This is a genomic window from Roseovarius sp. CAU 1744 (genome assembly GCF_039839345.1).
Lineage (GTDB): Bacteria > Pseudomonadota > Alphaproteobacteria > Rhodobacterales > Rhodobacteraceae > Roseovarius.
The window spans coordinates 470,630-494,618 of record NZ_JBDOQV010000001.1 but is presented as its reverse complement, the minus strand read 5'-3'; the positions used below and the strand labels follow the sequence as shown (position 1 = coordinate 494,618).

The 23,989-nt window shown below is 61.3% G+C and carries 22 protein-coding genes; 9 read left to right on the top strand and 13 right to left on the bottom strand.

Annotation, left to right across the window (positions count from 1 at the left end; genetic code table 11):
- Window positions 1–90: 90 nt before the first annotated feature.
- Window positions 91–2,856, bottom strand: a complete 2,766-nt coding sequence (gene fdhF / locus AAFO92_RS02410) for a formate dehydrogenase subunit alpha (RefSeq protein WP_347533017.1) — start codon at window positions 2,854–2,856, stop codon at window positions 91–93.
- 257 nt (window positions 2,857–3,113) lie between these two features.
- Between fdhF and AAFO92_RS02405 the strand changes: the two genes are divergently transcribed.
- The 3 genes from AAFO92_RS02405 to AAFO92_RS02395 all read left to right on the top strand — a co-directional run bounded on the left by AAFO92_RS02405 (window position 3,114) and on the right by AAFO92_RS02395 (window position 4,972).
- Window positions 3,114–3,527: a hypothetical protein gene (locus AAFO92_RS02405; protein ID WP_347533015.1), complete on the top strand. Its 414-nt coding sequence runs from the start codon at window positions 3,114–3,116 to the stop codon at window positions 3,525–3,527.
- 155 nt (window positions 3,528–3,682) lie between these two features.
- Window positions 3,683–4,333, top strand: a complete 651-nt coding sequence (locus AAFO92_RS02400) for a histidine phosphatase family protein (protein ID WP_347533014.1) — start codon at window positions 3,683–3,685, stop codon at window positions 4,331–4,333.
- A 21-nt stretch (window positions 4,334–4,354) separates the two neighbouring features.
- Window positions 4,355–4,972 (top strand): glutathione S-transferase family protein, encoded by a 618-nt coding sequence (locus AAFO92_RS02395; RefSeq protein WP_347533012.1) that lies wholly within the window; start codon window positions 4,355–4,357, stop codon window positions 4,970–4,972.
- A gap of 6 nt (window positions 4,973–4,978) precedes the next feature.
- On the opposite strand, the gene AAFO92_RS02390 is transcribed toward AAFO92_RS02395, so the two are convergent.
- The 4 genes from AAFO92_RS02390 to AAFO92_RS02375 all read right to left on the bottom strand — a co-directional run bounded on the left by AAFO92_RS02390 (window position 4,979) and on the right by AAFO92_RS02375 (window position 8,705).
- Complete coding sequence (locus tag AAFO92_RS02390) at window positions 4,979–5,305, bottom strand: DUF3775 domain-containing protein (protein ID WP_347533010.1); 327 nt, start codon at window positions 5,303–5,305, stop codon at window positions 4,979–4,981.
- An 89-nt stretch (window positions 5,306–5,394) separates the two neighbouring features.
- The gene (locus AAFO92_RS02385) at window positions 5,395–7,029 is read right to left on the bottom strand and encodes a mucoidy inhibitor MuiA family protein (protein WP_347533008.1); all 1,635 of its coding nucleotides are present in this window, start codon (window positions 7,027–7,029) and stop codon (window positions 5,395–5,397) included.
- A gap of 282 nt (window positions 7,030–7,311) precedes the next feature.
- Window positions 7,312–8,088: an anti-sigma factor gene (locus AAFO92_RS02380; RefSeq protein WP_347533006.1), complete on the bottom strand. Its 777-nt coding sequence runs from the start codon at window positions 8,086–8,088 to the stop codon at window positions 7,312–7,314.
- Window positions 8,085–8,705, bottom strand: coding sequence for an RNA polymerase sigma factor (locus AAFO92_RS02375; protein WP_347533004.1), 621 nt, complete (start codon window positions 8,703–8,705; stop codon window positions 8,085–8,087). Before AAFO92_RS02375 ends, AAFO92_RS02380 begins: the two co-directional genes overlap by 4 nt.
- Before the next feature lie 169 nt (window positions 8,706–8,874).
- Here AAFO92_RS02375 and AAFO92_RS02370 point away from each other — a divergent pair, with 169 nt between their 5' ends.
- Window positions 8,875–9,252 (top strand): hypothetical protein, encoded by a 378-nt coding sequence (locus AAFO92_RS02370; RefSeq protein ID WP_347533002.1) that lies wholly within the window; start codon window positions 8,875–8,877, stop codon window positions 9,250–9,252.
- A 230-nt stretch (window positions 9,253–9,482) separates the two neighbouring features.
- Here AAFO92_RS02370 and AAFO92_RS02365 read toward each other — a convergent pair whose 3' ends face one another.
- The 7 genes from AAFO92_RS02365 to AAFO92_RS02335 all read right to left on the bottom strand — a co-directional run bounded on the left by AAFO92_RS02365 (window position 9,483) and on the right by AAFO92_RS02335 (window position 18,719).
- On the bottom strand, window positions 9,483–10,505 hold the full coding sequence (locus AAFO92_RS02365) for an aspartate-semialdehyde dehydrogenase (RefSeq protein WP_347533000.1): 1,023 nt from the start codon (window positions 10,503–10,505) through the stop codon (window positions 9,483–9,485).
- Between the two features lie 75 nt (window positions 10,506–10,580).
- On the bottom strand, window positions 10,581–11,753 hold the full coding sequence (locus AAFO92_RS02360) for an MFS transporter (protein WP_347532999.1): 1,173 nt from the start codon (window positions 11,751–11,753) through the stop codon (window positions 10,581–10,583).
- A 67-nt stretch (window positions 11,754–11,820) separates the two neighbouring features.
- Window positions 11,821–14,226 carry a DUF1989 domain-containing protein gene (locus AAFO92_RS02355; RefSeq protein ID WP_347532997.1) on the bottom strand — a complete coding sequence of 802 codons (2,406 nt, stop codon included), beginning with the start codon at window positions 14,224–14,226 and terminating at the stop codon, window positions 11,821–11,823.
- Complete coding sequence (locus tag AAFO92_RS02350; protein WP_347532995.1) at window positions 14,223–14,609, bottom strand: cupin domain-containing protein; 387 nt, start codon at window positions 14,607–14,609, stop codon at window positions 14,223–14,225. The genes AAFO92_RS02355 and AAFO92_RS02350 overlap by 4 nt, the downstream gene beginning before the upstream one ends.
- Entirely contained in the window at window positions 14,606–16,582 is a 1,977-nt protein-coding gene (locus AAFO92_RS02345; protein WP_347532993.1) for an ABC transporter permease subunit, read from the bottom strand. The genes AAFO92_RS02350 and AAFO92_RS02345 overlap by 4 nt, the downstream gene beginning before the upstream one ends.
- Window position 16,583: 1 nt before the next feature.
- Entirely contained in the window at window positions 16,584–17,612 is a 1,029-nt protein-coding gene (locus tag AAFO92_RS02340) for a betaine/proline/choline family ABC transporter ATP-binding protein (protein WP_347532992.1), read from the bottom strand.
- Between the two features lie 156 nt (window positions 17,613–17,768).
- The gene (locus tag AAFO92_RS02335; RefSeq protein ID WP_347532990.1) at window positions 17,769–18,719 is read right to left on the bottom strand and encodes an ABC transporter substrate-binding protein; all 951 of its coding nucleotides are present in this window, start codon (window positions 18,717–18,719) and stop codon (window positions 17,769–17,771) included.
- 195 nt (window positions 18,720–18,914) lie between these two features.
- Between AAFO92_RS02335 and AAFO92_RS02330 the strand changes: the two genes are divergently transcribed.
- Complete coding sequence (locus AAFO92_RS02330; RefSeq protein ID WP_347532988.1) at window positions 18,915–19,844, top strand: LysR substrate-binding domain-containing protein; 930 nt, start codon at window positions 18,915–18,917, stop codon at window positions 19,842–19,844.
- A gap of 4 nt (window positions 19,845–19,848) precedes the next feature.
- On the opposite strand, the gene AAFO92_RS02325 is transcribed toward AAFO92_RS02330, so the two are convergent.
- The gene (locus AAFO92_RS02325) at window positions 19,849–20,775 is read right to left on the bottom strand and encodes a histone deacetylase family protein (protein WP_347532986.1); all 927 of its coding nucleotides are present in this window, start codon (window positions 20,773–20,775) and stop codon (window positions 19,849–19,851) included.
- 95 nt (window positions 20,776–20,870) lie between these two features.
- Here AAFO92_RS02325 and AAFO92_RS02320 point away from each other — a divergent pair, with 95 nt between their 5' ends.
- From AAFO92_RS02320 to AAFO92_RS02305, 4 genes are all read left to right on the top strand, one after another.
- Window positions 20,871–22,238, top strand: a complete 1,368-nt coding sequence (locus AAFO92_RS02320) for a mechanosensitive ion channel domain-containing protein (protein ID WP_347532984.1) — start codon at window positions 20,871–20,873, stop codon at window positions 22,236–22,238.
- Between the two features lie 218 nt (window positions 22,239–22,456).
- Window positions 22,457–22,822, top strand: coding sequence for a ribosome silencing factor (gene rsfS / locus AAFO92_RS02315; protein ID WP_347532982.1), 366 nt, complete (start codon window positions 22,457–22,459; stop codon window positions 22,820–22,822).
- On the top strand, window positions 22,823–23,293 hold the full coding sequence (rlmH, locus tag AAFO92_RS02310; protein WP_347532980.1) for a 23S rRNA (pseudouridine(1915)-N(3))-methyltransferase RlmH: 471 nt from the start codon (window positions 22,823–22,825) through the stop codon (window positions 23,291–23,293).
- Window positions 23,294–23,427: 134 nt separating this feature from the next.
- Window positions 23,428–23,985 (top strand): YceI family protein, encoded by a 558-nt coding sequence (locus tag AAFO92_RS02305; RefSeq protein ID WP_347532978.1) that lies wholly within the window; start codon window positions 23,428–23,430, stop codon window positions 23,983–23,985.
- Window positions 23,986–23,989 lie beyond the last annotated feature (4 nt).

Genomic DNA, 23,989 nt, shown 5'->3' with positions numbered 1-23,989 from the left:
AAAGCGAAGGTGTGGCGCCCCGACCGGAGCGCGCGCGCAGCTTGGTGATATCCCTGTTGAGGACGGGTATCGGCCTCCCGGGCCGCGCGACTATTCCGCCGCCACCGCGCCCGGTTCTGCCGCTTCGACCTTCACCGCCGAGAACTTGAACTCCGGGATCTTGCCATAGGGGTCCACCGCCGGGTTGGTCAGGATGTTGGCCGCCGCCTCGACATAGGCAAAGGGCAGGAACACCATATCCGGTGAAATTGCCCGATCGGCGCGGGCCATGATGACGATGCTGCCGCGCTTGGTGGTCAGGCGCACATGATCGCCCGGCTCCACCCCCAGCTTGCGCAGGGTCGACGGGTGCATCGAACAGTTGGCCTCGGGCTCGACCGCGTCCAGTACCGTGGCACGCCGCGTCATCGAACCGGTATGCCAATGCTCCAGCTGTCGCCCGGTGGTCAGGATCATTGGATAATCCGCGTCCGGCGTATCGTCGGGGGCAATGACGCTGGCAGGAGTGAACCGCGCGCGGCCTTCGGGCCGCGGAAAGCCATCGCCGAATACAACCGCCTGACCCGGATCCTCGGGGCTGAGGCTGGGATAGGTCACGGCGGTGTTTTCCAACCGCTCCCAGGTGATATTGTCGAGCGAACGCATGTTGATCGCCATCTCGGCAAATACCTCGGACGGATGCGCATAGGTCCAGTCCAGACCGCAGCGCCGGGCCAGTTCGACCTCGATCTGCCAATCCTCCTTCGCCTCGCCCGGCGGCGCCACGGCAGGGCGCAGCATCTGCACCTGTCGGTTGGTGTTCGAAACGGTCCCGGATTTCTCATACAGCGCCGACGCCGGCAGGATCACGTCGGCATAGTTCGCCGTTTCGGTGATGAAGATGTCCTGCACCACCAGATGATCCAGTTTGGCCAATGCGTCGCGGGCATGTTCCACATCCGGATCGGACATGGCCGGGTTTTCGCCCAGGATATACATGGCCTTGATCTGGCCGTCATGAACCGCGTCCATGATTTCGGTCACGGTCAGGCCCTTTTCACTGGAGAAATCGCCCGAGCCCCAGACCTCGGTGAAAGCGGAGCGTACGCCATCATCAGTCACGGTCTGATAGTCGGGCAGGAACATCGGAATGAGACCGGCATCGGACGCGCCCTGCACGTTGTTCTGCCCCCTCAGCGGATGCAGCCCCGTGCCCGGGCGGCCCACATGGCCGCACATCAGCGCCAGCGAGATCAGGCAGCGCGAATTGTCCGTGCCGTGGATATGCTGGGAAACGCCCATGCCCCAGAAGATCATGCCGGATTTGGCGGTGGCGAAATCACGGGCCACGGCCCGAAGGGTTTCGGCCGGAATGCCGCAGATATCTGCCATCTTCTCAGGCGCAAAATCGGCCAGATGCGCCTTCTCGGCCTCCCAGTTCTCGGTATAGGCCTCGATATATTGCTGATCGTAGAGCTCTTCCTCGACAATCGTGTGCATGATCGCGTTGAGCATGCTGACATCCGCGCCGGGGCGGAATTGCAGCATATGGGTCGCGAACCGGCGCAGGCCCACGCCGCGCGGGTCCATCACGATGAGCTTGCCGCCACGCTTGGTGAATTGCTTGAAATAGGTCGCTGCCACGGGATGGTTCTCGATCGGGTTGGCGCCGATCACGATCGCCACATCGGCATTTTCGATCTCGTTGAACGTGGCCGTCACCGCGCCCGAACCGACGTTTTCGATCAGCGCCGCGACCGAGGAGGCGTGGCAGAGCCGCGTGCAGTGATCGACATTGTTGTGGCCGAATCCCTGGCGGATGAATTTCTGGAACAGGTACGCTTCTTCGTTGGTGCATTTGGCGCTGCCAAAGCCCGCCACTTCGCGTCCCCGGCCCTTGAGTCCGCCGGCGGCAAGATCCAACGCCTCGTCCCAGCTGGCCTCGCGGAAGTATTCCTGCCAGTTCGACGGATCGACGTTCAGCCCCTTCTCCGGCGCATCCTCGCGGCGAATGAGCGGCTTGGTCAGGCGGTGCTGGTGGTGGATATAGTCATAGCCAAACCGGCCCTTGACGCACAGCCGGCCTTCGTTCGCCGGACCGTTGATGCCCTCGACATATTTTACGCGGCCATCCTTGACCTTGATGCTGATCTGGCAGCCGACGCCACAGAAGGCACAGACGCTTTCGACCTCGCTGTCGTAATCCTTGCTGTCGCCCACCTGGGCATCGTCGACCACGCTTGACGGCATCAGCGCCCCGGTCGGGCAAGCCTGCACGCATTCACCGCAGGCGACGCAGGTACTGGCCCCCATCGGATCGGCGAAATCGAAGGTCGGATAGGCGTCATGGCCGCGGCCCGCCATTCCGATCACGTCGTTGACCTGGACCTCGCGGCAGGCGCGAACGCAAAGCCCGCATTGAATGCACGCATCCAGATTGACGCTCATTGCCACATGGCTGTCGTCCAGCAGCGGAATGCGCCCCTCTTCCAGCTTGGGAAAGCGGCTTTCGGAAACGCCATTGGCCTCGGCCATGTCCCACAGATGCGCCGATTTGTCATGCGCCGAGTCGCGCGAAGGCTGATCTGCCAACAGCATTTCGACAACCATCCTGCGGGCGTTTTCCGCGCGGTTGGAGTTGGTCGTCACCACCATGCCTTCGGCTGCTTCGCGGATGCACGAGGCGACCAATGTCCGCTCACCCTCGACTTCGACCATGCAGGCGCGGCAATTGCCGTCTGGCCGATACCCCGGCGCGGGCTTGTGGCAGAGATGCGGGATGACCAGACCCCGCCCATGTGCCACTTCCCAGATCGTCTGGCCCTTTTCAGCCTCGACTTCCTTGCCATCCAGGGTGATTTTGATCGTCTCGGACATGGGTTTAACTCCTAGTTCGAGCCACCTTAGAGCATGTGGCGGGAAATGGGAGTCTGCCAATCCCGACACCTCCCAAGTATTTTGCGCCACAACGGGTTGAGGGCCGAAAAAACCAACATCGTTCCCGCGCTTAGCGGGCCATCAGCGCAATCCAGCCAAAAATCGCCCGCGCTCCACCGCAGGCTGGATTTCATTGACAGATTCAACGCAGTCTGATGATTCAAAGAGATCACCTTAAAGTTGTATTCGGAACCCTTATGCGCAACAAAGCTGACGACGGCTGTCTGGGATCAGGCGATATGCACATTGAATGCCACAACGCGCAGATTCTGTATCAATGGAGCGCCAACGAGGACCGCCTGCTCAGCGGCGCAGTGCTGGTCGAATTTACCCTTCACGATGACACCGGACCCCGGCAACGCCTGCGCAGTAAACTGGTAGAATATGTGTGTTTTCAGACCGAGCCGGGCGATAGCGAAACGCACAAGATCCGGCGGCTTGAACGCCGCGCTTACGAACAGGTGATGCGCTATTTCGAGGGCGAAGGCGAACGTGAAAACCTGTTTGCCGACGGGCCCGACCCCGCCCAACACGTAGGCCTCTCGCCCGAGGATGAGGCGGATCTGGTGGCGGAGCTGCGCAAGATCGAACTGGAATTCGACTACGCGTAGCAATGCAGGCTCTGATCCCGCGCCAATCCAAGCGCCGCGGTCCAAAGGCAGGCCGGCACTTGCCGATGGCGGCCATTATTTGCCCCACACCTGCTTCCCCCTTCCTCTGTGCGACGTTAGGTTGCCGGTGATACAACGCAAGCAGGACCACCAACGTGACCGAAATCATCCTTGTCCGCCACGGTCAGGCCAATTCGCACGCCCGGGACGAGACCAGCTATGACCGCCTTTCTGAGCTGGGCCGTCAGCAGGCGACCTGGCTGGGCAACCATCTGCGCGCGACCAATCCGAATTTCGACCATGTCGTCACCGGCACACTGAACCGCCAGGCCGACACCGCCCGCGCCATGGGCTTTGACATCACCCGACAGGATGAACGCCTGAACGAGTTGCAATATTTTTCTATGGCCCAGGCCCTGGAACAGCAGCACGGCACGCCCTATCCGCAGAATGTCCGCGATTACGTGCATCACCTGCCCGTGCTGATGGATCACTGGCAGCGCGACCTGCTTGACGGCGTTCCCGAGCGGTTCGAGAATTTCGCCGCCCGCATCACCCAGCTGGTGGATGAGCTTTGCGGGGCGCATGGCCGGGTTCTGCTGGTCACCTCAGGCGGCGTGATCGGCATGGTCATGCGCCACATACTTGCGCTGGACAACACCGCCACATCCCGTGTCATGCTGCAGATCATGAACAGCTCGCTGCATCGACTGCACTATGTGCATGACCAGCTGATGCTGGGCACGTTCAACGCCACGCCGCATCTGGACGCGCCCGGCCGCGCCCATGCCCGCACCTATGTCTGACAGCCGCAAAGGATTGCGCCAATGAAACTTTATTACGCGCCCAACACGATTTCGATCGCCTCGGCGATAACCCTCGACGAGGCCGGCATCGAGTTCGAGCCGGTCCGCGTTGATTTCAGAACCGGTGAACAGACCAAGCCCGCCTATCACGCGATCAACCCCAAGGGCCGCGTGCCCGCCCTGGTCACGGATCACGGGATCCTGACGGAAACCGGCGCGATCCTCGATTACATCGCCGCGCTCCGCCCGGAGGCCGGGCTGGTGCCATCCGATCCGTGGGATGCCGCCCGGATGCGCGCCGCGATGTATTACCTGGCCTCGACCATGCATGTGAACCACGCCCACAAGATGCGCGGCCAGCGTTGGGCCGACAACCCGGCCTCGCACGCGGACATGACGGCCAAGGTACCCCAAACCATGACCGACAGCTGTACATTCATAGAGGAGAACATGCTGACCGGCCCGCTGGTACTTGGCGACACCCTCACGATTGCCGATCCATACCTCTATGCCGTCTGTTCCTGGCTGGAAGGGGACGGGGTCCGGGTTGAGGATTTCCCCAAGATCATGGCCTTTCGTACCGCCATGCGGGCGCGCGCCTCGGTCAGGCGGGCGCATGAAACCGGAATGCTGAAATAGGGGGTATCAGCCACCGCGCACCAGGTCGTCCTCATCGTCGACGACGGAAATTCCCAGTGCGTCCAGGCCGTTTTCCAGATGGTCCGACAGATGCGGCGTGCCCAGCAGGTAATCCGCGGTGGGTGTCGTCGCCTCCGCGCGCGCGGTTGCAATCGCCTCTTCCAGATCCTCGGCGGCAAAACTGTCGCGTCCGACCCACATAACCGCGACGAGTTCGGCCTGCTCATCCTCGCTCAACCGGTCGATAAAGGCTCTCAACTCACCCTCGGCGCGGTTCAGCTCGCGCGCCATCAGGATGACCTGAGCAATTTTATGTGTACTGATTTCAAGCATTAAGCTCCTCCAAACGACAAGATCACAAGGTCCGTATGCCAGTCATCCAATCACCGGACCTTGATCTTGCTCAACAGGAAACACGCCCGTCAGCGCAGCACTTTGTCCTCGGGCCATTCCAGCGTGTGATCCAGTTCGATCAGTCGGCTTTGACCCGCACCCAGGTCGAATTCCCAAGCCATGATACCACGTTTTCCGTCGACATTCTCTTCATTTGGGCGCGGTTTCGCCGTCCAGGTGATTTCAAGGTTTTCCTGCTCGGAAAATGGTATGCGATCCAGCAGACGAATGGGCCAGGCCTCACCGGTCAGATTTTCCACCTTGATTTCAACAGCTTCCGACAATTCATTGGATTTCGAGATGAGACCGCGGTCGCCCTCGTTCCGGTCCAGCACCGTGCGCGTCAGCCGCAAGCCGTCAATCGGGCCAAAAGCCAGGTCTGCTTCGCCACCCGCGGGGATCAACTCCAATCCCTGGCGGCCGACAAAGCGACCGTCCAGATAGAACATCGCCGTGCCGGGCAGGATGAGCTCGCCCATGTCATTGGTGATGCTGGCCATCAGGAAGGCGTTGGTGTCCGTCAGCGGCACCGCCTGGGCGACAGTTTCTGCGCTTGTGGTCAGATCACCCAGCGACAGCCGGATGTTATCGGCGCGCGAGGCGACGGATACCGGGCTGGGATAGCTATAGGTTACGGCCAGCCCGTCAAATACGGCGTCGGCTTCTTCGATCGCGGGTTCAGCGGCCAGTTCGGCATCGGCGGCCCCGACCAGCGCCCCCAGCACCGCGCCGGATTGCGTCCGTTCCAGCTGCTTCTGGCGAGGTTGCGCCGGATCTTCGATCCATCGCTGCCAGGGCCAGATCTGCCCCGGGGCCGTCTGCCCCGACGGTCGGGCCGTGGACAGGGTAACGGCGACATCACGCCAGTTCTCGCCGGTTTGCTGGGCCACCAGCGCCCCGCGTTCGATGTCAAGCCGTCCCTCCTTGCGGTCCAGTTTGACGTCATAGACCGGACGCCAGGATGCCTCTCTTATGTTGTAGGAAACGGCCAATTTGCCCTGCATCTGATCCTGCCCGGAAATCGATACCGCCAGCATTGCGCGCGCTTCGTCTTCGGGCACCAGCGCCTGAAGCGCCTGACGGGCCTTTTCCAGATCTTCACGCAATTCCTTGAGGTCGCGTTTCGCGGCATCGGCCCGCAGGCGCGCATCCAGCGCGATCTGCTTTGCCGCCAGTGTTTCCTCTCCGATCATACTGGCAAGGTCACGCAGCGACGCGACCTCCATTTCGGCCACGCCCTCGCTTTCGCCCAGTCGGGCAAGGAATGCAATCCGCGCTTCTGCTGCGGTAGCTTCCAGCGTGATGCGTTCGACCGCCGCCAGCCCCTGGCGCAATTCCTCTTCCAGGCGTTCGACCTCGGCTTCGGCCAGTTTGAATGCAGCATCGTCGTCGGCGCTGCGGGGTGGGACAAAATCGTTGCGGACTGTCAGGCTGCCTAATGTCGCACCATCAACCGATACCCGCACGGAATCGAGCGGTGTGCCCTGCGGCAGGTCTGTCAAGATCAGATCATGTCGGCCTGCGGGGGCTTCGAAAGGTATTTCGCGGGTCACGGTTGCACCGCGCGGATAGAGTACCGCCGCGGTAACGTCGCTGGTCAGGGGAATATCATCGGCCAGAACAAATGTCGGAAAAAACGCCAGAACGATCGGCAGGGCACGCATGAGAGAACTCCTTAGGGTCACTGAGATGCTTGTAAAGTGGGGGTCTGGCACGTCGGAATACAAGGGCTTATCCGGAACATCAGGCCAGATGCGCGCATTTCAGCCCCTGTTCTGCGGTCGTTCCATTCGGGATCGCGTTGCTGAACGCCGGCGCGCAGCGCAACGTCGCCGAAACACGACGCCGAGAGCCTCGTACCGGTTGCGGCAAAAGGTACGAAGAACGTTTGATGCGCGCAGGAACCGCTGGCTGCGCAGCACCATCCCGGGGGTACGATGCTCTGCCTACGCCTGATCGGCGGCGGAGCGGGCAATCAGGGTCAGATCATCTCGGTCTTTGTCGCCAACGATGACAAGGTTCGCGTTCCGCGCGCCCCAGGTCACCATGTCAAACGCGCCGGCATTCTGTTCCTGAAACCCGTCGCGCGGTGTGTCCGACCGGATCAGGCACAGGGCAACGACGCGGTTCTCGGAATCAGTGTACATGAGCTGCGAAACCGGCTTGCCGGCGGCGACCAGCAACCGCGCGCCCTGAAAGGTCAGGCCATGCGCGGTCAGGTCAGGGATGCGAACCTCGGCCCCGACCGATTTTGTCAGCCAGGTCCGGATATGGTCTGCCTCGGCTGCGGGCACTTCGACTAGATGCCGGCCCTGGCTTGCATAGACGCGGTGATAATCGGCGATATCTTCCAGCCAGCCGGGAGCCGCTGCAACCTGCTGACCCTGCGAAAGACCGGCCAGGTACCCCGCACCACCGCCAATCGCCAATGCAATCACCGCGGCAATGGCGCCCAGCCTGCTAAACATGGACGGTGCGCCGGCCTCGTTCGCGGCAGGCTGCCCGGACGGGGCGTTTCGAATGGCATCCGCCAGCTCCAGCGGCACCGGTTCGTCGAGAACAGAGGCAAATTCTTTCTGGGCCGCGGTATCGACCGCCATCAGCGTCTCAAGCTCTGCCCGAAGCGCCGGATCATCGGCAAGCGCTTTTTCGATTTCTTGTGCTTCGGCCTCCGGCAGTTCGCCGTCCAGGAATGCACTCAGTTTTTCTGTGTGGTCGGTCACGTGCCCGCTCCTGTGGGTTCGGCAATCTGCGCGGCCAGCGTTTTCCGCGCTCGGTGTATGCGACTCATGACAGTGCCGATCGGAATATCCAGCAACTCGGCGGCCTCGGCATAGCTGTAGCCTTCAACCGATACGATGAGCAGAACGGTGGACAGCTCTTCCGGCAGACTGTCGATCTTCTTGTGAAGCTCGGTTACGGCCGTCGCCGTCTCACCGGTCTCATGCGTGACCAGCTCGTGGCTTTCGTCCGCCGCGACGTGCCCCTGGCCCAGGCGAACCGTTCGCTTGCGCATTTCGCTGATCCAAAGGTTTCGGGTGATCCGGAACATCCACCGGTCGAGCGGTTGCGTCGGATCCCATTGGTGCGCACGGCTAAGCGCTCGCAGACAGGCCTCCTGAACAAGATCATCGGCCTCGGGCACCAAGCGGGTCAAAGACCGCGCAAACCGTCTGAGCCTTGGCAGAAGAACGATCAGTTCGCGCTTGAGATCGGTCAATACGTGGCCCTCTGTCAAATCTGCGCCTCTCGCGCGTGCCGCATCGTCGCTCAGCATGATGGCAGGCGCAAGATGGCAACGTGATTGCCAGTTCAAAGCGCCTGACAAAACCGCAGTCATTGCGCGCTCCTTTACCCTTGTTGCAAAGAGCATACGCACGGGCAGGCGAAAAAATTCCACTTTTTTTCCGAAACCCGTGAATAAGCAGCGCGGCCGATGCGTAGAGATCAGCAGTGAGAGCGTTGAACTCCACTTTATTGACTGAAACTTGAAAAGGACAGTTGACCAGATGAATTGCAAACTTATCGCGACAAGCGCCCTTATCGCCGTGCTCGGAACAGCCGTTTCAGCGCAGCCGCTGGAATCGGTGAACTCCGAAATCGGCAAAGTACTGGCTTCGGCAAAAACCGGGATGACGCTGTATACCTTCCGCAAGGACGCGCGGAACAAATCGAACTGCTACGACGATTGCGCACAGGCCTGGCCGCCCTTCGCCGCCCCGGCGTCAGCGAGCGCCAACGGCGCTCTCGGGATCATCGAGCGCAAGGACGGGGTCCGTCAATGGACGCTGAATGGCCAGCCGCTCTACTTCTGGGCTGGCGACTCGGCAAAAGGTGACATCACCGGCCACGGCGTCGGTGGCGTCTGGGATGCCGCACGCGGTTAAATCGGGAGGAACAGCCATGACACGTATCTTCGCACTCTTGTTCGGCCTGCTGGCGCTGACCGCCTGCAAATATGACGGGCAGTACCAAAGCACGTCTTCCAATTCCTACGGTTCTGCATCCTACTGAACCAAAAACAGATCAGACCCTTAGTGTTGTAACCAGTGTCGTGCGGCCCGAAATATTTCGCGGCCGCACAGTCTTTTGTTGCAGTCACCCGGGTCTCGGCAAGTCAGCCTTTCTTGAGCACCCGCGCGCCCAGCGTTTCAGCGATCTGCACCGCGTTCAGGGCGGCACCCTTGCGCAGGTTGTCACTGACACACCACAGGTTCAGACCGTTTTCGATCGTGGCGTCCTGACGGATGCGGCTGATAAAGGTGGCGTAATCGCCGACGCATTCGACCGGCGTCACGTAGCCGCCGTTCTCGCGCTTGTCGATCACCATCACGCCGGGCGCCTCGCGCAGGATATCGCGGGCCTCGTCTTCGTCCAGGAATTCCTCGAACTCGATGTTCACCGCCTCGGAATGGCCGACGAAGACCGGCACCCGTACGCAGGTGGCCGTAACCTTGATCGACGGGTCGACGATCTTCTTGGTTTCGGCGACCATCTTCCATTCTTCCTTGGTCTGACCGTCTTCCAGAAACACGTCGATATGCGGGATCACGTTGAACGCGATCTGTTTCGGATAGACCTTGGGTTCGACCTCCTGACCGGGGACGTAAACGCCCTTGGTCTGGTTCCACAGCTCGTCAATCGCGTCCTTGCCGCTGCCAGAGACCGACTGGTAGGTGCTGACCACGACCCGTTTGATTTTCGCACGATCATGCAGCGGCTTGAGCGCCACGACCATCTGCGCGGTCGAGCAGTTGGGGTTGGCGATGATGTTCTTTTTCGCGTAACCCTCGACCGCGTCGGGGTTCACCTCGGGCACGACCAGCGGCACATCCGGGTCGTACCGGTAAAGCGACGAGTTGTCGATCACCACGCATCCCGCGGCGGCGGCCTTGGGCGCATAAATCTTGGTTGCCTCGGACCCCACGGCAAACAGCGCAACGTCCCAGCCGGCAAAATCGAATACGTCCAGATCCTTGGTCGTGAGTGTCTTGTCGCCAAAGCTGACCTCGGTGCCCAGCGATTTTCGGCTGGCCAGCGCGGTGATCTCATCCACCGGGAACTGGCGCTCGGCCAGAATGTTCAGCATTTCGCGGCCCACATTGCCCGTGGCGCCCACGACGACGACCTTGTACCCCATTTTGATATTCTCCAGAGTTAGAGGGTTGGCTGCGGCCTCTTAAACCCTAAGCGTGCCGGGGGAAAGGGGGGTAAGTCAGTTGGCGCGATCACGGCTGAAGAGGTAAATCAGCGTACCCGCCAGCAGCGACAGGCCGAAGAGCAGGAACAGCGCCACATATCCGGCCTGGCCGCCATCGGCCGAGGCGGCCCTGTGCAGCGACCCGGAAGCGAACTGCATCAGCCCGACCCCGCCGATGCCAAACAGATTCATCAGCGTCACACCGCGCCCCGCCAGATGCGGCGGCGTGAAGCTGCGGGCATGTGCGATGATGACCGGGAATGAACCGCCGAAGAAACCGAGCGCCGCACAAAGCGCAATGGACAGGTAGACATTTGCGCCCAACAGCAGGGCCAGCAGTAACGTGGTGACGGCACAAAGCATGTTACCGGTGAAGATCACCCATTTGTGGGTGCCGAAAATCCGGTCCAGTGGCCCATAGCACAGCGTGCCGCAGATCATCGCGATGCCCATCACCAGCGTTGCCTGTCCGACCTGTCCGGTACTCAGCCCGAAAACGTCCGAGAGATAGGGGCCGATCCACAACCCGCGCACCGCCGCGGCGGGCGCGTAATTGACGAACATCAGCGGGAACATCGCCCAGAGCGCTGGCATTTTCAGCAGGTCAAGGACCGAGCCGCGCACATCGCCCTCAACCGATTCGGGATCCCGGACCAGCATTCCGATACCAAGGGCCACCGCCGCCGACAGGATGGCCAGCGCCCAGAGCGACGCGCGCCAGCCCAGGGTTTCCGCAGCCCATGCCATCGGGTAGGACGCAACCAGATTGCCAACCGACCCGACCCCCAGCATCAGCGCGGCCAGCGTGGCGAACTGCGCCGCCGGAAACTGTCGCGCGAAGATATAGTAGGACGCCATCAGCACCGGCGAACATCCCACGCCGATCAACAGCATCGCGATGTTGATTTGCAAGGCACTTCCGGCAAGTGCGAAAACTGCTGCACCACCGGCGCCACCAAGCAACAGCAACACCGATGCGGTGCGCCTTGGGCCGATCCGGTCCAGCGCCCAGCCAACCGGCAACTGCATCACCGCAAAGGACAGAAACCAAAGCCCCGAGGCAAAGGCCAGATCATCCGGCGTCGTCCCGATATCCTGCGCCAGAACGCCGCTAAGCACCGCCAGGAAGGCGCGAAAAAACTGGCTGAGCACATAGGCCAGGCAAAGAACGGTCAGGCCTGCGCGCATCGGTAGGTTCCTTCAGGGGGCCGGTTTCGCCATGGGTGGCACGGCTACCCCGGATTGACAACCGGCCTTATTCCGCGGGAACCAGCGGCTTGTCGTAATTGCCTTTGACGCGCTCCTTGGTCGGATCGAAATGGGGGTAACGCACGACGCGCGCTTTCAGCCGCTTCTGCAACCCGTCCAGTTGACCGACCTCAAGCTCGGTCCCCAGCTCTGCATGGCCGACCGACACGCGCGCCAGGGCGATGTTCCTGCCCAGGATCGGCGATTTCATCGCGCTCGTCACCTCACCGACCTGCGCTTTGCCGATGCGCACGCAATCGCCGGGAGAGGCAACAACGCCGCCGTCCAGCTCAAGCCCGACCAGCTTGCGTTGCGGATGCGTCTTGCGCTCTTCCAGCGCGGCGCGGCCGATGAAATCATCATTCTTGGACTTGAGCGGAACGGTGAACCCGATGCCGGCCTCCCACGGGTCGGTCTGATCATCGAACTCGGACCCGGCAAAGATCAGCCCGGCCTCGATGCGAACCATGTCGAGCGCCGCCAGACCAAACGGCGTCAGCCCCATCGGCTCGCCCACTTTCCAGATCGCGTCGAATACCTCGACCGCATCTTTCGGATGGCAGAACACCTCATAGCCCAGTTCGCCGGAATATCCCGCGCGGCCCAGCACCACGGCGGTGCCGCTTACATCACCCAGACGGGCCACGGTGAAGCGGAACATGCCAAGTTCTTCGACCGTGGGGTTGGTCGGCGCGGTCCAGAAGACCTGTTTCAGTATGTCGCGCGACAGCGGGCCCTGCACGGCGATGTTGTGCAACTGGTCGGTGGATGACCGCACCCAGACGTTCAGGCCCAGTTTCTGCGCCTGTTCTTTCAGCCACAGGCCGGAATCGTCATTGCCGCCGATCCAGCGGAAATTCGTTTCCCCCAGCCGAAAGACAGTGCCATCGTCGATCATGCCGCCATGCTCGTAACACATGGCGGTATAGACCAGCTGCCCGACGGCGAGCTTCTTCATGTTCCGGGTCACGCAATGCTGCATCAGTTTCTCGGCATCCGGTCCGGTCACCTCGTATTTGCGCAGGGGAGACAGATCCATGATCGCCGCTTTCTCGCGGCAGGCCCAGTATTCGGCAATCGCACCGTGATTTGACATCTGGTTGGGCAGCCAATAGCCCGCGTATTCCACGAAATCCCGGGTGTGCCGCGCAAAGCACTCGTGAAAGCCCGTCTGCTTAGTCTGTTCCAAATCCGCCTCCGCTGATTTCCTGTAGCCGACCGACCGGCTGAATTCCTCTGTCGCGCCATAGGTGCGCACCTGAATATCCGTGGGCTGCCATCCATTTGCCGGGTCGACATCGCACGGGCAGGCCGATGAAACACAAACCAGGTCGGTCAGCGCACGCACCAGCACGTAATCGCCCGGCCGCGACCACGGCTCGTCCATGCCCAGCGCGTTGGTGTCGTCCAGCATCGTGTTGAAGAAAAAGTTGATCGCGGGCCAGCCCCCGCGCGGACGGATGCCGTATTGCGCCAGATCCTTGTTCATGTTGTCGGAACAGTTCACGTGACCCGGATAACCCAGATCCTCGTAATACCGCGCCGTGCAGGCCAGGCCGAACATGTCATGCCGTCCGCAGGTATCCTGCACGATCTCGACCAGCGGTTCGTGATCCACGCTCCAGTATTTCGAGAAGATGCCCGGCGTTGGATACATGTTGCCCATCAGCGCGCGGGTGGTGGTGGGGTCGATCTCGCGTTCCAGCCCCTTGTCCAGCGCTCGCCGCGAAAACGCCTGAAAATCCGAGCATTCGCGGCCCTGAATATCCAGTATCTGGATGTATTCGCCTTTCTTGACCTCATAGCTCCTGGCCTGTCCCGGCTGGATGTTGAGATCGATCAGCGGATCGGCCAGCGGATCTGGCAGGGCATATGCGCCCTTGGGCAGGCCCGGATTTGCCCGCCGGATATAGAGGATCAGATCGCTGGGCGGGTTCTGTTCGCCCGGGTGCATGGGCCCGCCCGGGGCAGCCACGATCAGCAACCCGTCGCACCCGGCGAAATAGGTGACCCTGTCGCCCGGGTTCGAACCCTCATCGAAGATCCTGATGGCCTCCGCGCGGCCCAGGTCGAAACCCGCCTCTTTCAGCGCCCGCGCCACCCGCGCACCGGAATCCGATCCGTTGGCCAGCACAGAGATGACGCCATCGGGCCGCCCCGTCGGCGACGCCCCCAGCATTCCCGCATCGGAGCTGCCGTCTGGCGTGAAAAATACCAGCTCTCCGGGCTGCAGCCCGTCGCGGTCCACCACCGAAATCTCGTCACCCTTGTAGACCGGCACGGCACGAGAACCGCCCCCAGGGACAGGGTGCCGTTCCGTGCCGTGCGGCAGGATCGGCAAACCGGGCGTCAGGACACCGGCGCGTTCGTAAGGCGTTTCGATAACAGGGTTGATCTTGGTGCTGACGTTCATGCCTTCGCCTCCAGTTCGGAATTGGAGATATTGTCGACCACGCCGCGATGGGTGACGACGATCTTGCAGCCCGAGGGTGAATGGCTCTCGTGCGCCGACCCGCCGGCAAGCGATATGAAATCGCCCGCGCGGTAGGTTGTCCCGTCGCAATCCACCAGGTCGCCCTCGACGATATAGAACTCTTCCGGGCCATTGTGCCGGTGCGGGTTCGATTTGGCGCCCGGACCCATTATCATCAGGTAGCTGCCCTGCCCCGTGGCCTCGTCATACGAGATATTGTGCCACCAGGATTTGGCCAGCGGTTTGCCGTCCAGCATCATCGGTTCGAACTCGTCCCTGTCGAACGCTGCAATCGTTCGGTGTTCAACCAAGCCTGTCATCATCCCAGCCCCAGGGCCTCCTTGCGTTTCTGTGCCCAGCTCATGATCGTCAGGTCGAAGGTCAGCGCCATCAGCGACACATTCATGCCCAGCACGAAGTTCTTGCCCAGATCGGTGCCCGCCAGCGTCCGCTGCAGTTCCTGACCCAGATCCTGCGTCCCGATGAAGGCCGCGATGATGACCATGAAGAAGGCGAACATGATCGCCTGATTGAAGCCCACCGCCATGGTGGGCAGGGCCAGGGGCAGTTGCACGCTCAGCAATTTCTGCCGGCGTGTGGCGCCCGACATGTCGGCCGCCTCGGTCATTTCAGGCGGCACGGTGCGCAGCCCTTCGATCGTGTACCGCGTGAGCGGCACGGTCGTGAAGATCACGATCGACAGCACCACCGTCACATCGGACACGCCAAACAGCATGATCGCCGGCAGCAGGTAGATGAAGCTTGGGAAGGTCTGCGCCGTGTCGCAGAGCAACAGGATGCGGGTGGCCCATTTCTGGCTGCGCGAGGCAAAGATACCCAGCGGGATGCCGATGAACATCGACAGGATCACCGCGGCAATCACCGAATAGAGCGTGATAACCGACCGGTCCCACCAACCGCTGAAGGCAACGATGGTGAAGAATATCGCGGCAAAGATGGCCGGTCGCTTGCCGCCCAGCCAATAGGCAAAGGCCACGACGATCAGGATGAAGGCGGATGTCGGGATATACAGCAGCGCATTGCGGAACGGGATCAGCACCCAGACATTGAGATAATAGCGCAGCCATTCCGTGACCGCCTGAACCGCGTCGATATTCAGGAACCCCTTGATCACGGCGTCGATTTCCTTGCCCATCGACAGGGACTGGCGGCGTCCGACCTCGTTGAGGATGCCGATGACCTGCGAAACCAGCAGAAAGGCGACGAAACCGGCAACGGCGGCGACCACGAATTTGTGTCGGATGTACCAGGGTGTGCCCCGCTCGAAATGCTCGGGCAGCTTGACCACCCAGGCCTTGGAAAACCGGTCCAGCATGACCGCGACCAGCACGATGGTCACGCCGATTTCGAAGGACCGGCCCAGCTTGAAGCTGTTCATCATCGCCAACAGCTTGCCGCCCAGCCCCGGCATCCCGATGAAGGCGGTCAGAACCACCATCGCCAGGCACAGCATGATGACCTGGTTCACACCTACCAGTATCTCGGTACGGGCCGAGGGAATGTAGACCTTGGTCAGCATCTGCCAGCGGGTCGAGCCCGACATCTTGCCCGCCTCGACGATCTCGGGCGAAACCTTCTTGAGGCCCAGCGCCGTCATCAGCACCATCGGCGGAATGGCATAGATGGTGGTGGCGATGGCGCCCGCTGTCGGGCCGACCTTGAAGAAGATCACGGCCGGCAGCAGGTAGGTGAAGAAGGGGATGGTCTGCAATATGGCAAGAAACGGTTTGACCGCCCGGTCGAACCAGTTCCATTTCCACGCGGCGATCCCCATCAGCAAGCCGATGACAAATGCCATCGGCGCCGCCACGGCCAGAACCGACAGCGTCTGCATGGCGATTTTCCACTGGCCCACCATCGCCGTCCAGACAAAGGTGCCGCCGCCCAGCAGGGCAAATTTCCAGCCGCCCAGATAATATCCGATCACGGCAGCAACGATGGCGATACAGGACCACGGCAACGGGCCGACAAACGGCCAGCGGTGCTTGCCCTCCAGCAGGTTTGCCGTGATCCCCAGCATGAAATCCAGCGGTCCCTCGGCAAACCAGCGGGTCAGCTTGTTGATCCCCAGGGTTTCGATCACGATGACGTTGAAGAAATAATCCAGCCAATCGGCCAGCGGTGGTATCCACGCCTCGGGCAGGCGCACCAGGAAATCGGGCAGGACCGGGCGGGCCAGGATCAGCAGGACCGCCACGCCAATCATCAGCTGTACGATGCGGGTCTTGCTCAGGCCGCTCGTTTCCGGATCCATTCTTGCGGCGATATCGGCCATGTCACGCCTTCCCCAGGAGAACGTCCAGCGCCTCCTGCCGGTTCATCACCCCGATCAGCTCGCCATTCCTGTTGGCCACGGGCAGTTCCTCGCGCGGGTCGTTCACCAGTTGGCGCGCCAGCTGCAGGATCGTGTGACCGGCGCGCACCGGCTCACCCTCGGGGGCCTTGCCGTTGACGGGGTTGGCCAGCACCCGCGCATGCACCACACGAGATTTCTCGATCTCTTCGGTGAATTTTTCCACATAGGGTGTCTGCGGGTTCAGCACGATCTGGTCGGGTGTGTCGCATTGTTCCACCGCGCCGTCCTTCATGATGGCAATCCGGTCGGCCAGGCGCAGCGCCTCGTCGAAATCATGGGTGATGAACACGATGGTCTTGCCCAGCATCTCCTGCAGGCGCAGAAACTCGTCCTGCATCTCGCGGCGGATCAGCGGATCAAGCGCGGAAAAGGGCTCGTCCAGGAACCAGATATCCGGCTCGATCGCCAGTGACCGGGCGATGCCGACGCGTTGCTGCTGTCCGCCGGAAAGCTCCCGCGGGAAATATTCCTCGCGGCCTTCAAGACCGACCAGCTTGATCACCTCCAGCGCGCGTTCGCGCCGGTCGTGCTTGTCCTGTCCGCGCATCTCCAGCGGAAAGGCCACGTTATCCAGTACTGTCCGGTGCGGCAGCAGGCCGAAGGACTGGAACACCATGCCCATCTTGTTGCGCCGCATGTCGATCAGGCCGCTTTCGTCCAGCTCGCCAATGTCCTGGCCATCGACCTCGATCGTGCCGCCGGTTATGTCATGCAGGCGCGAAAAGCACCTTACCAGCGTGGATTTGCCCGAACCCGAGAGCCCCATGATAACCAGCATCTCGCCGCGGCCCACCTCGACCGAGACATCCTTGACGCCGGCGATGTAGCCATCGGCGCGAATCTCGTCGAAACTCCGGCCAGCCGGCATGTTGGCCAGGTATTGTTTTGGATCAGGCCCGAATAGTTTCCAGACATTCCTGCAGGAAATGACGGGGGTGGCATCGTTCATCAGGGCTTCCTTCCCGGAGTTCGCAGGCTGACGCTATCGGGCGAAAGCCTGGGCTAGAAAACCCGCCCGAAACAGCTAGGCCGGACGGGTCATCAAGTGCGAGTTGCATCCTGCCCGGACCACTGTCCGCCGGGCAGGAAATTGGCGCGGTCTGCCTCAGCTGCCGGAGCTCAGCCAGTCTTGCCAGACGTCCGGGTTTTCCTCCAACCATACTTCGGCAGCCTCATCCGGTTCCATCTCGTCGACGTCGACCAGCTTGGCCATTTCAGCGATCTGCGGGTTGGTGAATGAAATCTTCTCCAGGATCGCGTAGGCGCTTGGCCATTTCTCTTCCATGCCTTCCCAGGCGGCTTTCTTCAGGTATCCGGTCGCCGGGTTGCCGCAATCATAAAGCGCGTCCGGGTTCGGACCGACGGCCGGATCCTTGTCACAGCCATCTTCCCAGGCCGGAAATTCGACGAATTCACCCGGCCAGACGGCCTCGGCAAAATTCGGCGTCCAGTTGAACACGACAACCGGCTTCTTGTCGGCCTCGGCCGCACCGATTTCCGCCCAGAGCGCCGCTGCCGATCCGGCGTTGATAACGACGAAATCCATGTCCAGCGCCTCGACCCGCTCCTTGCCGTGCTTCAGCCAGTCCACCGGACCATCCAGGTAGCGGCCTTTGTCACCGGTTTCGGCGGTGGCGAACACGCTGGCGCAATCGTTCAGTGCCTTCCAGTCCGGCAGGCCCGGGCAGGCTTCCTTGGTCCACATCGGATACCACCAGTCCTCGCGGGTCACCGCATCGTGATCACCGACATCGACGATACCGCCTTTTTCAAGCGCAGCCCGGAACGACGCACCAAACGCCCCTTCCCAGACCTCCAGTTCCAGGGTCACGTCACCCAGCCGGATCGATTCATAGACCGCCTGGCTGTCCGTGGTCACATACTCGACATTGTTGCCGTTCTGCTCAAGGATCTGGCCCACGACGTTGCTCATCACGATCTGGCTGGACCAGTTGTGGATCGGGATCACGATCGGATCCGAGCTGTCAGCTGCGTAGGATACGGTTGCCGTGGCCAGCGCCAGGGCAGATGCCGTCATCAGAATTGTGGTTTTCATACTAACTCCCCATTAGCGTTATGAGGCGTTCGTTCATTGCGAACGCCCGGTTTTAGAGCGCTTATTATGGCGCGATTCCTCAGAAGGTGTGATTCTAAAAAGGTTTTGCGTTGCCCAACAAAAAGTTTGGCAAACGTGTAAATCAGCACTAGATTTCATTGGCCGTTACCCGTTCAACCCACCCTGGACCGAACGATGCTAAAGAACCGATCCGCGCTGCCACGTCTGGATTACCTGGTTGCCTTCCAGGTCGCCGCAGAACTGGAAAGTTTTGCTGCCACGGCAAAGGAATTGAACGTCAGCGAAACCGCCATAAGCCGAAAGATGAAACTGCTGGAGCAGCATTTCGACTGCGCGCTTTTCGTGCGCGGGCACCGGTCGGTTCGGCTGACGGAACAGGGGCGCAAACTGCTGAACGGAATCACGCCGGGGCTCAACAGTATCTCGCTCATCTCGCAGGAGATGATGGCCGATAACACCCCGGCCACGGTGCGCATGTCGGCGACCAATTCGGTCTCGTCTTTGTGGCTGATGCCACGCCTTCACAAGTTCCGCCAGGCCAACCGCAATATCACGATCTCGCTTGTTTCAAGCGATCGGGACTCGGAATGCCTGTCCGAGGATTTCGATCTGTCGATCCTGCGCGGCGATGGCAACTGGCCCGGGTTCGACGCGCGCCTTCTGTTTGGTGAAACGGTGTTTCCGGTCTGTGCACCGCGATACCTGGAGAACCACGTGACCATTCCGAACACGGGCGATTTGCTGGATCAGGCATTGATCGAAGTCAGCAACAACCACACCGAATGGCTGAACTGGAAGACCTGGCTGGCACATAAGGGGCATGACCCTGACCGGGTGCGGCATTCGACTTTCGTGAACACCTATCCGCTGGCCATTCAGGCGGCGGTTGACGGGCTGGGGATTGCGCTGGGCTGGGGGCATCTGGTGGATCAGCATCTCAGGTCCGGCAGCCTGATCCGCCCCTTAAACGAAGAATACGTGCGCACCAACAGCGGTTATTACCTGCTGACCCGTCAGGGTAGCCAGCCACCCGGTGAAAGCGAGATCGTGGCCAAATGGCTGCTGCAGGAAAGCGCCGCGCGCAAGCGCTTCGACGACGCGTAACGGGCTAGGCCCCGCGCGCGATCAATACATCCACATGCGCCGCCACGCTCGCGGCCAGCGCCTCCAGATCGTACCCGCCCTCAAGGCTGGCAACGACGCGGCCCTGACAATGGCTATCGGCCAGATCGCATATTCTTTCCGTCACCCAGGCGAAATCGCTTTCGGTCAGGCGCATTCCTGCCAATGGATCGGCGGCGTGGGCATCAAAACCTGCCGAGACAAGGATCAGCTCGGGCTTGAACTGATCGACCGCGCGCAACACCACGTTGTCGATCACATCGCAGAAGGTCGCGCTGCCCGTGCCGTCGGGCAACGGGACATTCACCACGTTATTCGCCGCGCCGGTCTCATGGGCGTGGCCGGTACCGGGGAACAGCGGGGATTGATGGGTAGAACAGAACAGGATCCGCGCATCGCTTTCGACCAGGTCCTGCGTGCCGTTGCCGTGATGCACGTCGAAATCCACGATCGCCACACGTGCCAGCCCGTGATGTTCCAGCGCATGTTTGGCCGCGATCGCCACGGTGCCGAACAGGCAAAAGCCCATCGCCGTCGCGGTTTCGGCGTGGTGTCCGGGCGGGCGGCAGGCGACAAAGGCGTTGGCCGCTTCTCCGGTCAGCACCGCATCGACCGCACGCACGGCCCCGCCCGCCGCGCGATGTGCCGCCTCGAGCGAACCCGGTGACATGAAGGTATCGCCATCCAGCTGTACCCACCCTTCGGCCGGCAACGCGCGGCGGATCGTTTCGATATAGTCGCGCGGATGCACCAGCAGCAGATCGTCCTCGGCCGCCAGCGGCGCCTTGATACGGGTCAGCGCCTTGCCGTCCAGCGCCGCCAGAATGCGCTCCAACCTGGCAACCTGTTCGGGATGACCGTGCGGATTTACATGTTCCAGACATGCGGGATGTGTGACCAGCGCCGTTGTCATTTCATTCCTCCGTTTCAGACCCCCAAGAAAGGCCAAGTTTGCCGCGCTGTCCAGCCGGGCTTGTTGAAGAAACGTCCCCGTGCGAAGATGAGGTAATGGAACAGGAAACTGTCGAGATCGCACAGGACGCTCAGCAAATCGCCCAGTCACTCTGGGGACATACGCAGGTTTTTCTGAATGATCTCATGCGACCGTGGAATGCCTATCAGATCGCCATTGCGATCGGCACTTTTGCGGCAGCCTACGCCATTGCCGTCCTGATCGGCCCCCGCGTCCGCGAATGGCTGAGATCACGCGAAGGCTGGCCGAAATGGCGGATGCGCCTTGGCGTGCTGCTGCAGCGCCGGACACGCCTGATCCTTTTCGTGCTGATGATCTGGCCCATCGTCTGGCTGATGCGCGAATTCACCTGGCCCAGCCGATCTTATATCCTGGGGATCATCGCCAGCCTCGCCACCGCGTGGCTGGTCATTGCGCTGCTGACACGGCTGATCGCCAACGGGTTGCTGCGTACCGTGGTGCGATATGGCGGTTGGATCTGGGTCACGCTCATCATTCTGAACCTGACCGAACCGGCGAAGAACCTGATGGAAAGCGCCGCCGTCACGGTTGGTGAATCGCGGTTTTCCGTCTGGCTCGTGCTTCAGGCGATCGTGGTCATTACCTCGCTGTTCATCCTTGCGAGGTTCGTGTCGCGCACCAGCACGGCACAGATCAGGGCCAACAAGGACATCTCGCCATCCATGCAGGTGTTGGCGGTCAAGTTCCTTCAGGTTCTGCTATACGGTGCCGCCTTCTTCATAGGCTTGCGCACCGTGGGCGTGGACCTGACCGGTCTGGCGGTTCTCTCTGGTGCCATCGGTGTCGGCCTCGGCTTCGGCCTGCAAAAAGTGGTGTCCAACCTGGTGTCAGGCGTCATCATCCTGATGGACAAATCGATCAAGCCCGGCGACGTCATTTCCCTGGGCGAAACCTTCGGCTGGATCAATTCGCTTGGCGCGCGCTATGTCTCGGTGGTGACGCGGGACGGGCGCGAATACCTGATCCCGAACGAGGATCTGATCACCGGCCAGGTTGTGAACTGGTCCCATTCCAACGATTTCGTGCGGCTGGACATCTATTTCGGCACCTCCTACGGCTGCGACCCGCATCAGGTGCGCAAACTGGCGATCGACGCCGCCAAGAGCGTGGACCGGGTACTGAGCTTCAAGGCACCGGTTTGTCACATCGTGGGGTTTGGCGACAGCAGCGTCGACTATATCCTGCGATTCTGGATCTCGGACCCGACCGGCGGACTGACCAATATCCGTGGCAATGTCTACCTGGCGCTCTGGGACACGTTCAGGGACAACGATATCTCGATTCCATTCCCGCAGCGCGAAGTGCGCCTGCTGGACGACGATGACCCCGCCACAAGCGACGACCAGGCAGAAGCGAAAGCCGCCACGGCAGAGAGCACCTGAGCAACAAATTCGTCACGAATTATTGCAACATGATGTTTTTGGCGCACATTTGCGCGGCCAAAAGCCGCCGCGCGCGCCCATTCATTGAAACTTCATAAATGGATTGTTAACTTGAATACATGCCCGGCACCGGGGCTTTGCGGTGCGCCAGAGAGGAGGACAATGTCCTGTCTTTTACTGCTGACGCGGCTCCAGCCGCTGCGAGAGGGGCGCCGGTAATGGCCCCTGCAAAAGGCGCAAACAGCGAAACGCAACTTGCGCGCATTCTTTCCTCACTGACCGAAGACAAGGCCGAAGACGTCGTGGAAATTGATCTGCGCGGCAAATCGGCAATCGGCGATTACATGGTCATCTGTTCGGGCCGTTCGACCCGGCAGGTGGCAGCAATTGCCGAGAAACTGGTCGATCGGCTCAAGCATGATCTTGGCGTGCTGTCCAAGGTCGAAGGCAAGGATGCGGGTGATTGGGTGCTGATCGACACGGGCGATGTGATCGTCCACGTGTTCCGCCCCGAGGTTCGCGAGTTCTACCAGCTTGAGAAAATGTGGCTGCCCGCCGGGGAAGCCGCCGTCACTCAGGCCTGAATGCGCCTTCATATCTGCGCTGTAGGCCGGCTGCGCGCCGGGCCAGAGCGCGAATTGCTTGACGATTATCTTACCCGTTTCGATCGGACGGGACGCGCACTTGGCCTGGGCCCTGCCGCCGTGCATGAGGTCGATGACCGCAAGGGTGGTGGCATGGCGGCCGAGGCGCGTTTGCTGGAGCGCGCGATTCCCAACGGGGCGCTCATCGTCGCGTTGGATGAGCGGGGCCGGCTTCTGTCTTCGCCGGAATTCGCGACCAGGCTGGCAGGCTGGCGAGACCAGGGCCAAGGCCACGTGGCCTTTGTCATCGGTGGCGCGGATGGCATCGACCCGGCAATGCGGGCACGTGCCGATTTCAAGCTGTCTTTCGGTCAGATGGTCTGGCCCCACATGCTGGCGCGCGTCATGCTCTCGGAGCAACTTTACCGCGCAGCGACAATCCTTTCCGGCAGCCCTTACCACCGGAACTGACTGTGCCAGACGCCGCCGATCCTCTGGACAATCCAACCCGTGATCCCGCGCGACGGCGACACCGGCCTTGGCTAGTGACGCAAACGTGAAGCGGATATCGCAGAAGCAGCACATCTGCGCCCTATCTTAGCGTCATGTTCCGCCGCCTCCTCCTGCTCATTTGCCTCGTATCTTCCACCGCGAACGCCAGTCCGGAAAGCTATCGGCTGGTTGCGGAGCGTTCGACAGTAGAGTTCTTCTACACTTTCGACGGCGTCCGGAAGGCTGGGCATATGCCGGTAGTTTCCGCCGATCTGCTGATCGACCTCGACGCGGTGGCATCCAGCCGAATTCTGGTCACCTTGAATGCCCGGGCCGCCCGGGCCGGTTTCATATTTGCGACCGAAGCGATGAAGAGCCGCAGGGTTCTGGACACCGCCCGGCATCCCGAGATTCACTTCCGCTCGACCCGTATCAACGGCGATCTGCGCGGAGCAGCCATCGCCGGCGAACTGACGATCCGGGGCGTCACCCGGCCAGTGACCCTCAATGCCCGGCTTTATCGTCAGCGAGGGACTGCCGTGGATGATCGCAACAACCTGCTGGTCGAGCTGACCGGCAGTATCAGGCGGTCCGAATTCGGGGCCAGCGGTTATCCGGATCTGGTCGGGGACGAGATCAGCCTGAGGGTCATCGCGCGCATCACGCGCTAGGGGT

Coding starts and splice junctions, on each gene's coding strand:
- fdhF (WP_347533017.1), bottom strand. CDS start 2,856: ATGTCCGAGACGATCAAAATCACCCTGGATGGCAAGGAAGTCGAGGCT.
- AAFO92_RS02405 (WP_347533015.1), top strand. CDS start 3,114: ATGCGCAACAAAGCTGACGACGGCTGTCTGGGATCAGGCGATATGCAC.
- AAFO92_RS02395 (WP_347533012.1), top strand. CDS start 4,355: ATGAAACTTTATTACGCGCCCAACACGATTTCGATCGCCTCGGCGATA.
- AAFO92_RS02390 (WP_347533010.1), bottom strand. CDS start 5,305: ATGCTTGAAATCAGTACACATAAAATTGCTCAGGTCATCCTGATGGCG.
- AAFO92_RS02385 (WP_347533008.1), bottom strand. CDS start 7,029: ATGCGTGCCCTGCCGATCGTTCTGGCGTTTTTTCCGACATTTGTTCTG.
- AAFO92_RS02375 (WP_347533004.1), bottom strand. CDS start 8,705: ATGACTGCGGTTTTGTCAGGCGCTTTGAACTGGCAATCACGTTGCCAT.
- AAFO92_RS02370 (WP_347533002.1), top strand. CDS start 8,875: ATGAATTGCAAACTTATCGCGACAAGCGCCCTTATCGCCGTGCTCGGA.
- AAFO92_RS02365 (WP_347533000.1), bottom strand. CDS start 10,505: ATGGGGTACAAGGTCGTCGTCGTGGGCGCCACGGGCAATGTGGGCCGC.
- AAFO92_RS02360 (WP_347532999.1), bottom strand. CDS start 11,753: ATGCGCGCAGGCCTGACCGTTCTTTGCCTGGCCTATGTGCTCAGCCAG.
- AAFO92_RS02355 (WP_347532997.1), bottom strand. CDS start 14,226: ATGAACGTCAGCACCAAGATCAACCCTGTTATCGAAACGCCTTACGAA.
- AAFO92_RS02350 (WP_347532995.1), bottom strand. CDS start 14,609: ATGATGACAGGCTTGGTTGAACACCGAACGATTGCAGCGTTCGACAGG.
- AAFO92_RS02345 (WP_347532993.1), bottom strand. CDS start 16,582: ATGGCCGATATCGCCGCAAGAATGGATCCGGAAACGAGCGGCCTGAGC.
- AAFO92_RS02340 (WP_347532992.1), bottom strand. CDS start 17,612: ATGAACGATGCCACCCCCGTCATTTCCTGCAGGAATGTCTGGAAACTA.
- AAFO92_RS02335 (WP_347532990.1), bottom strand. CDS start 18,719: ATGAAAACCACAATTCTGATGACGGCATCTGCCCTGGCGCTGGCCACG.
- AAFO92_RS02330 (WP_347532988.1), top strand. CDS start 18,915: ATGCTAAAGAACCGATCCGCGCTGCCACGTCTGGATTACCTGGTTGCC.
- AAFO92_RS02325 (WP_347532986.1), bottom strand. CDS start 20,775: ATGACAACGGCGCTGGTCACACATCCCGCATGTCTGGAACATGTAAAT.
- AAFO92_RS02320 (WP_347532984.1), top strand. CDS start 20,871: ATGGAACAGGAAACTGTCGAGATCGCACAGGACGCTCAGCAAATCGCC.
- rsfS (WP_347532982.1), top strand. CDS start 22,457: ATGGCCCCTGCAAAAGGCGCAAACAGCGAAACGCAACTTGCGCGCATT.
- rlmH (WP_347532980.1), top strand. CDS start 22,823: ATGCGCCTTCATATCTGCGCTGTAGGCCGGCTGCGCGCCGGGCCAGAG.
- AAFO92_RS02305 (WP_347532978.1), top strand. CDS start 23,428: ATGTTCCGCCGCCTCCTCCTGCTCATTTGCCTCGTATCTTCCACCGCG.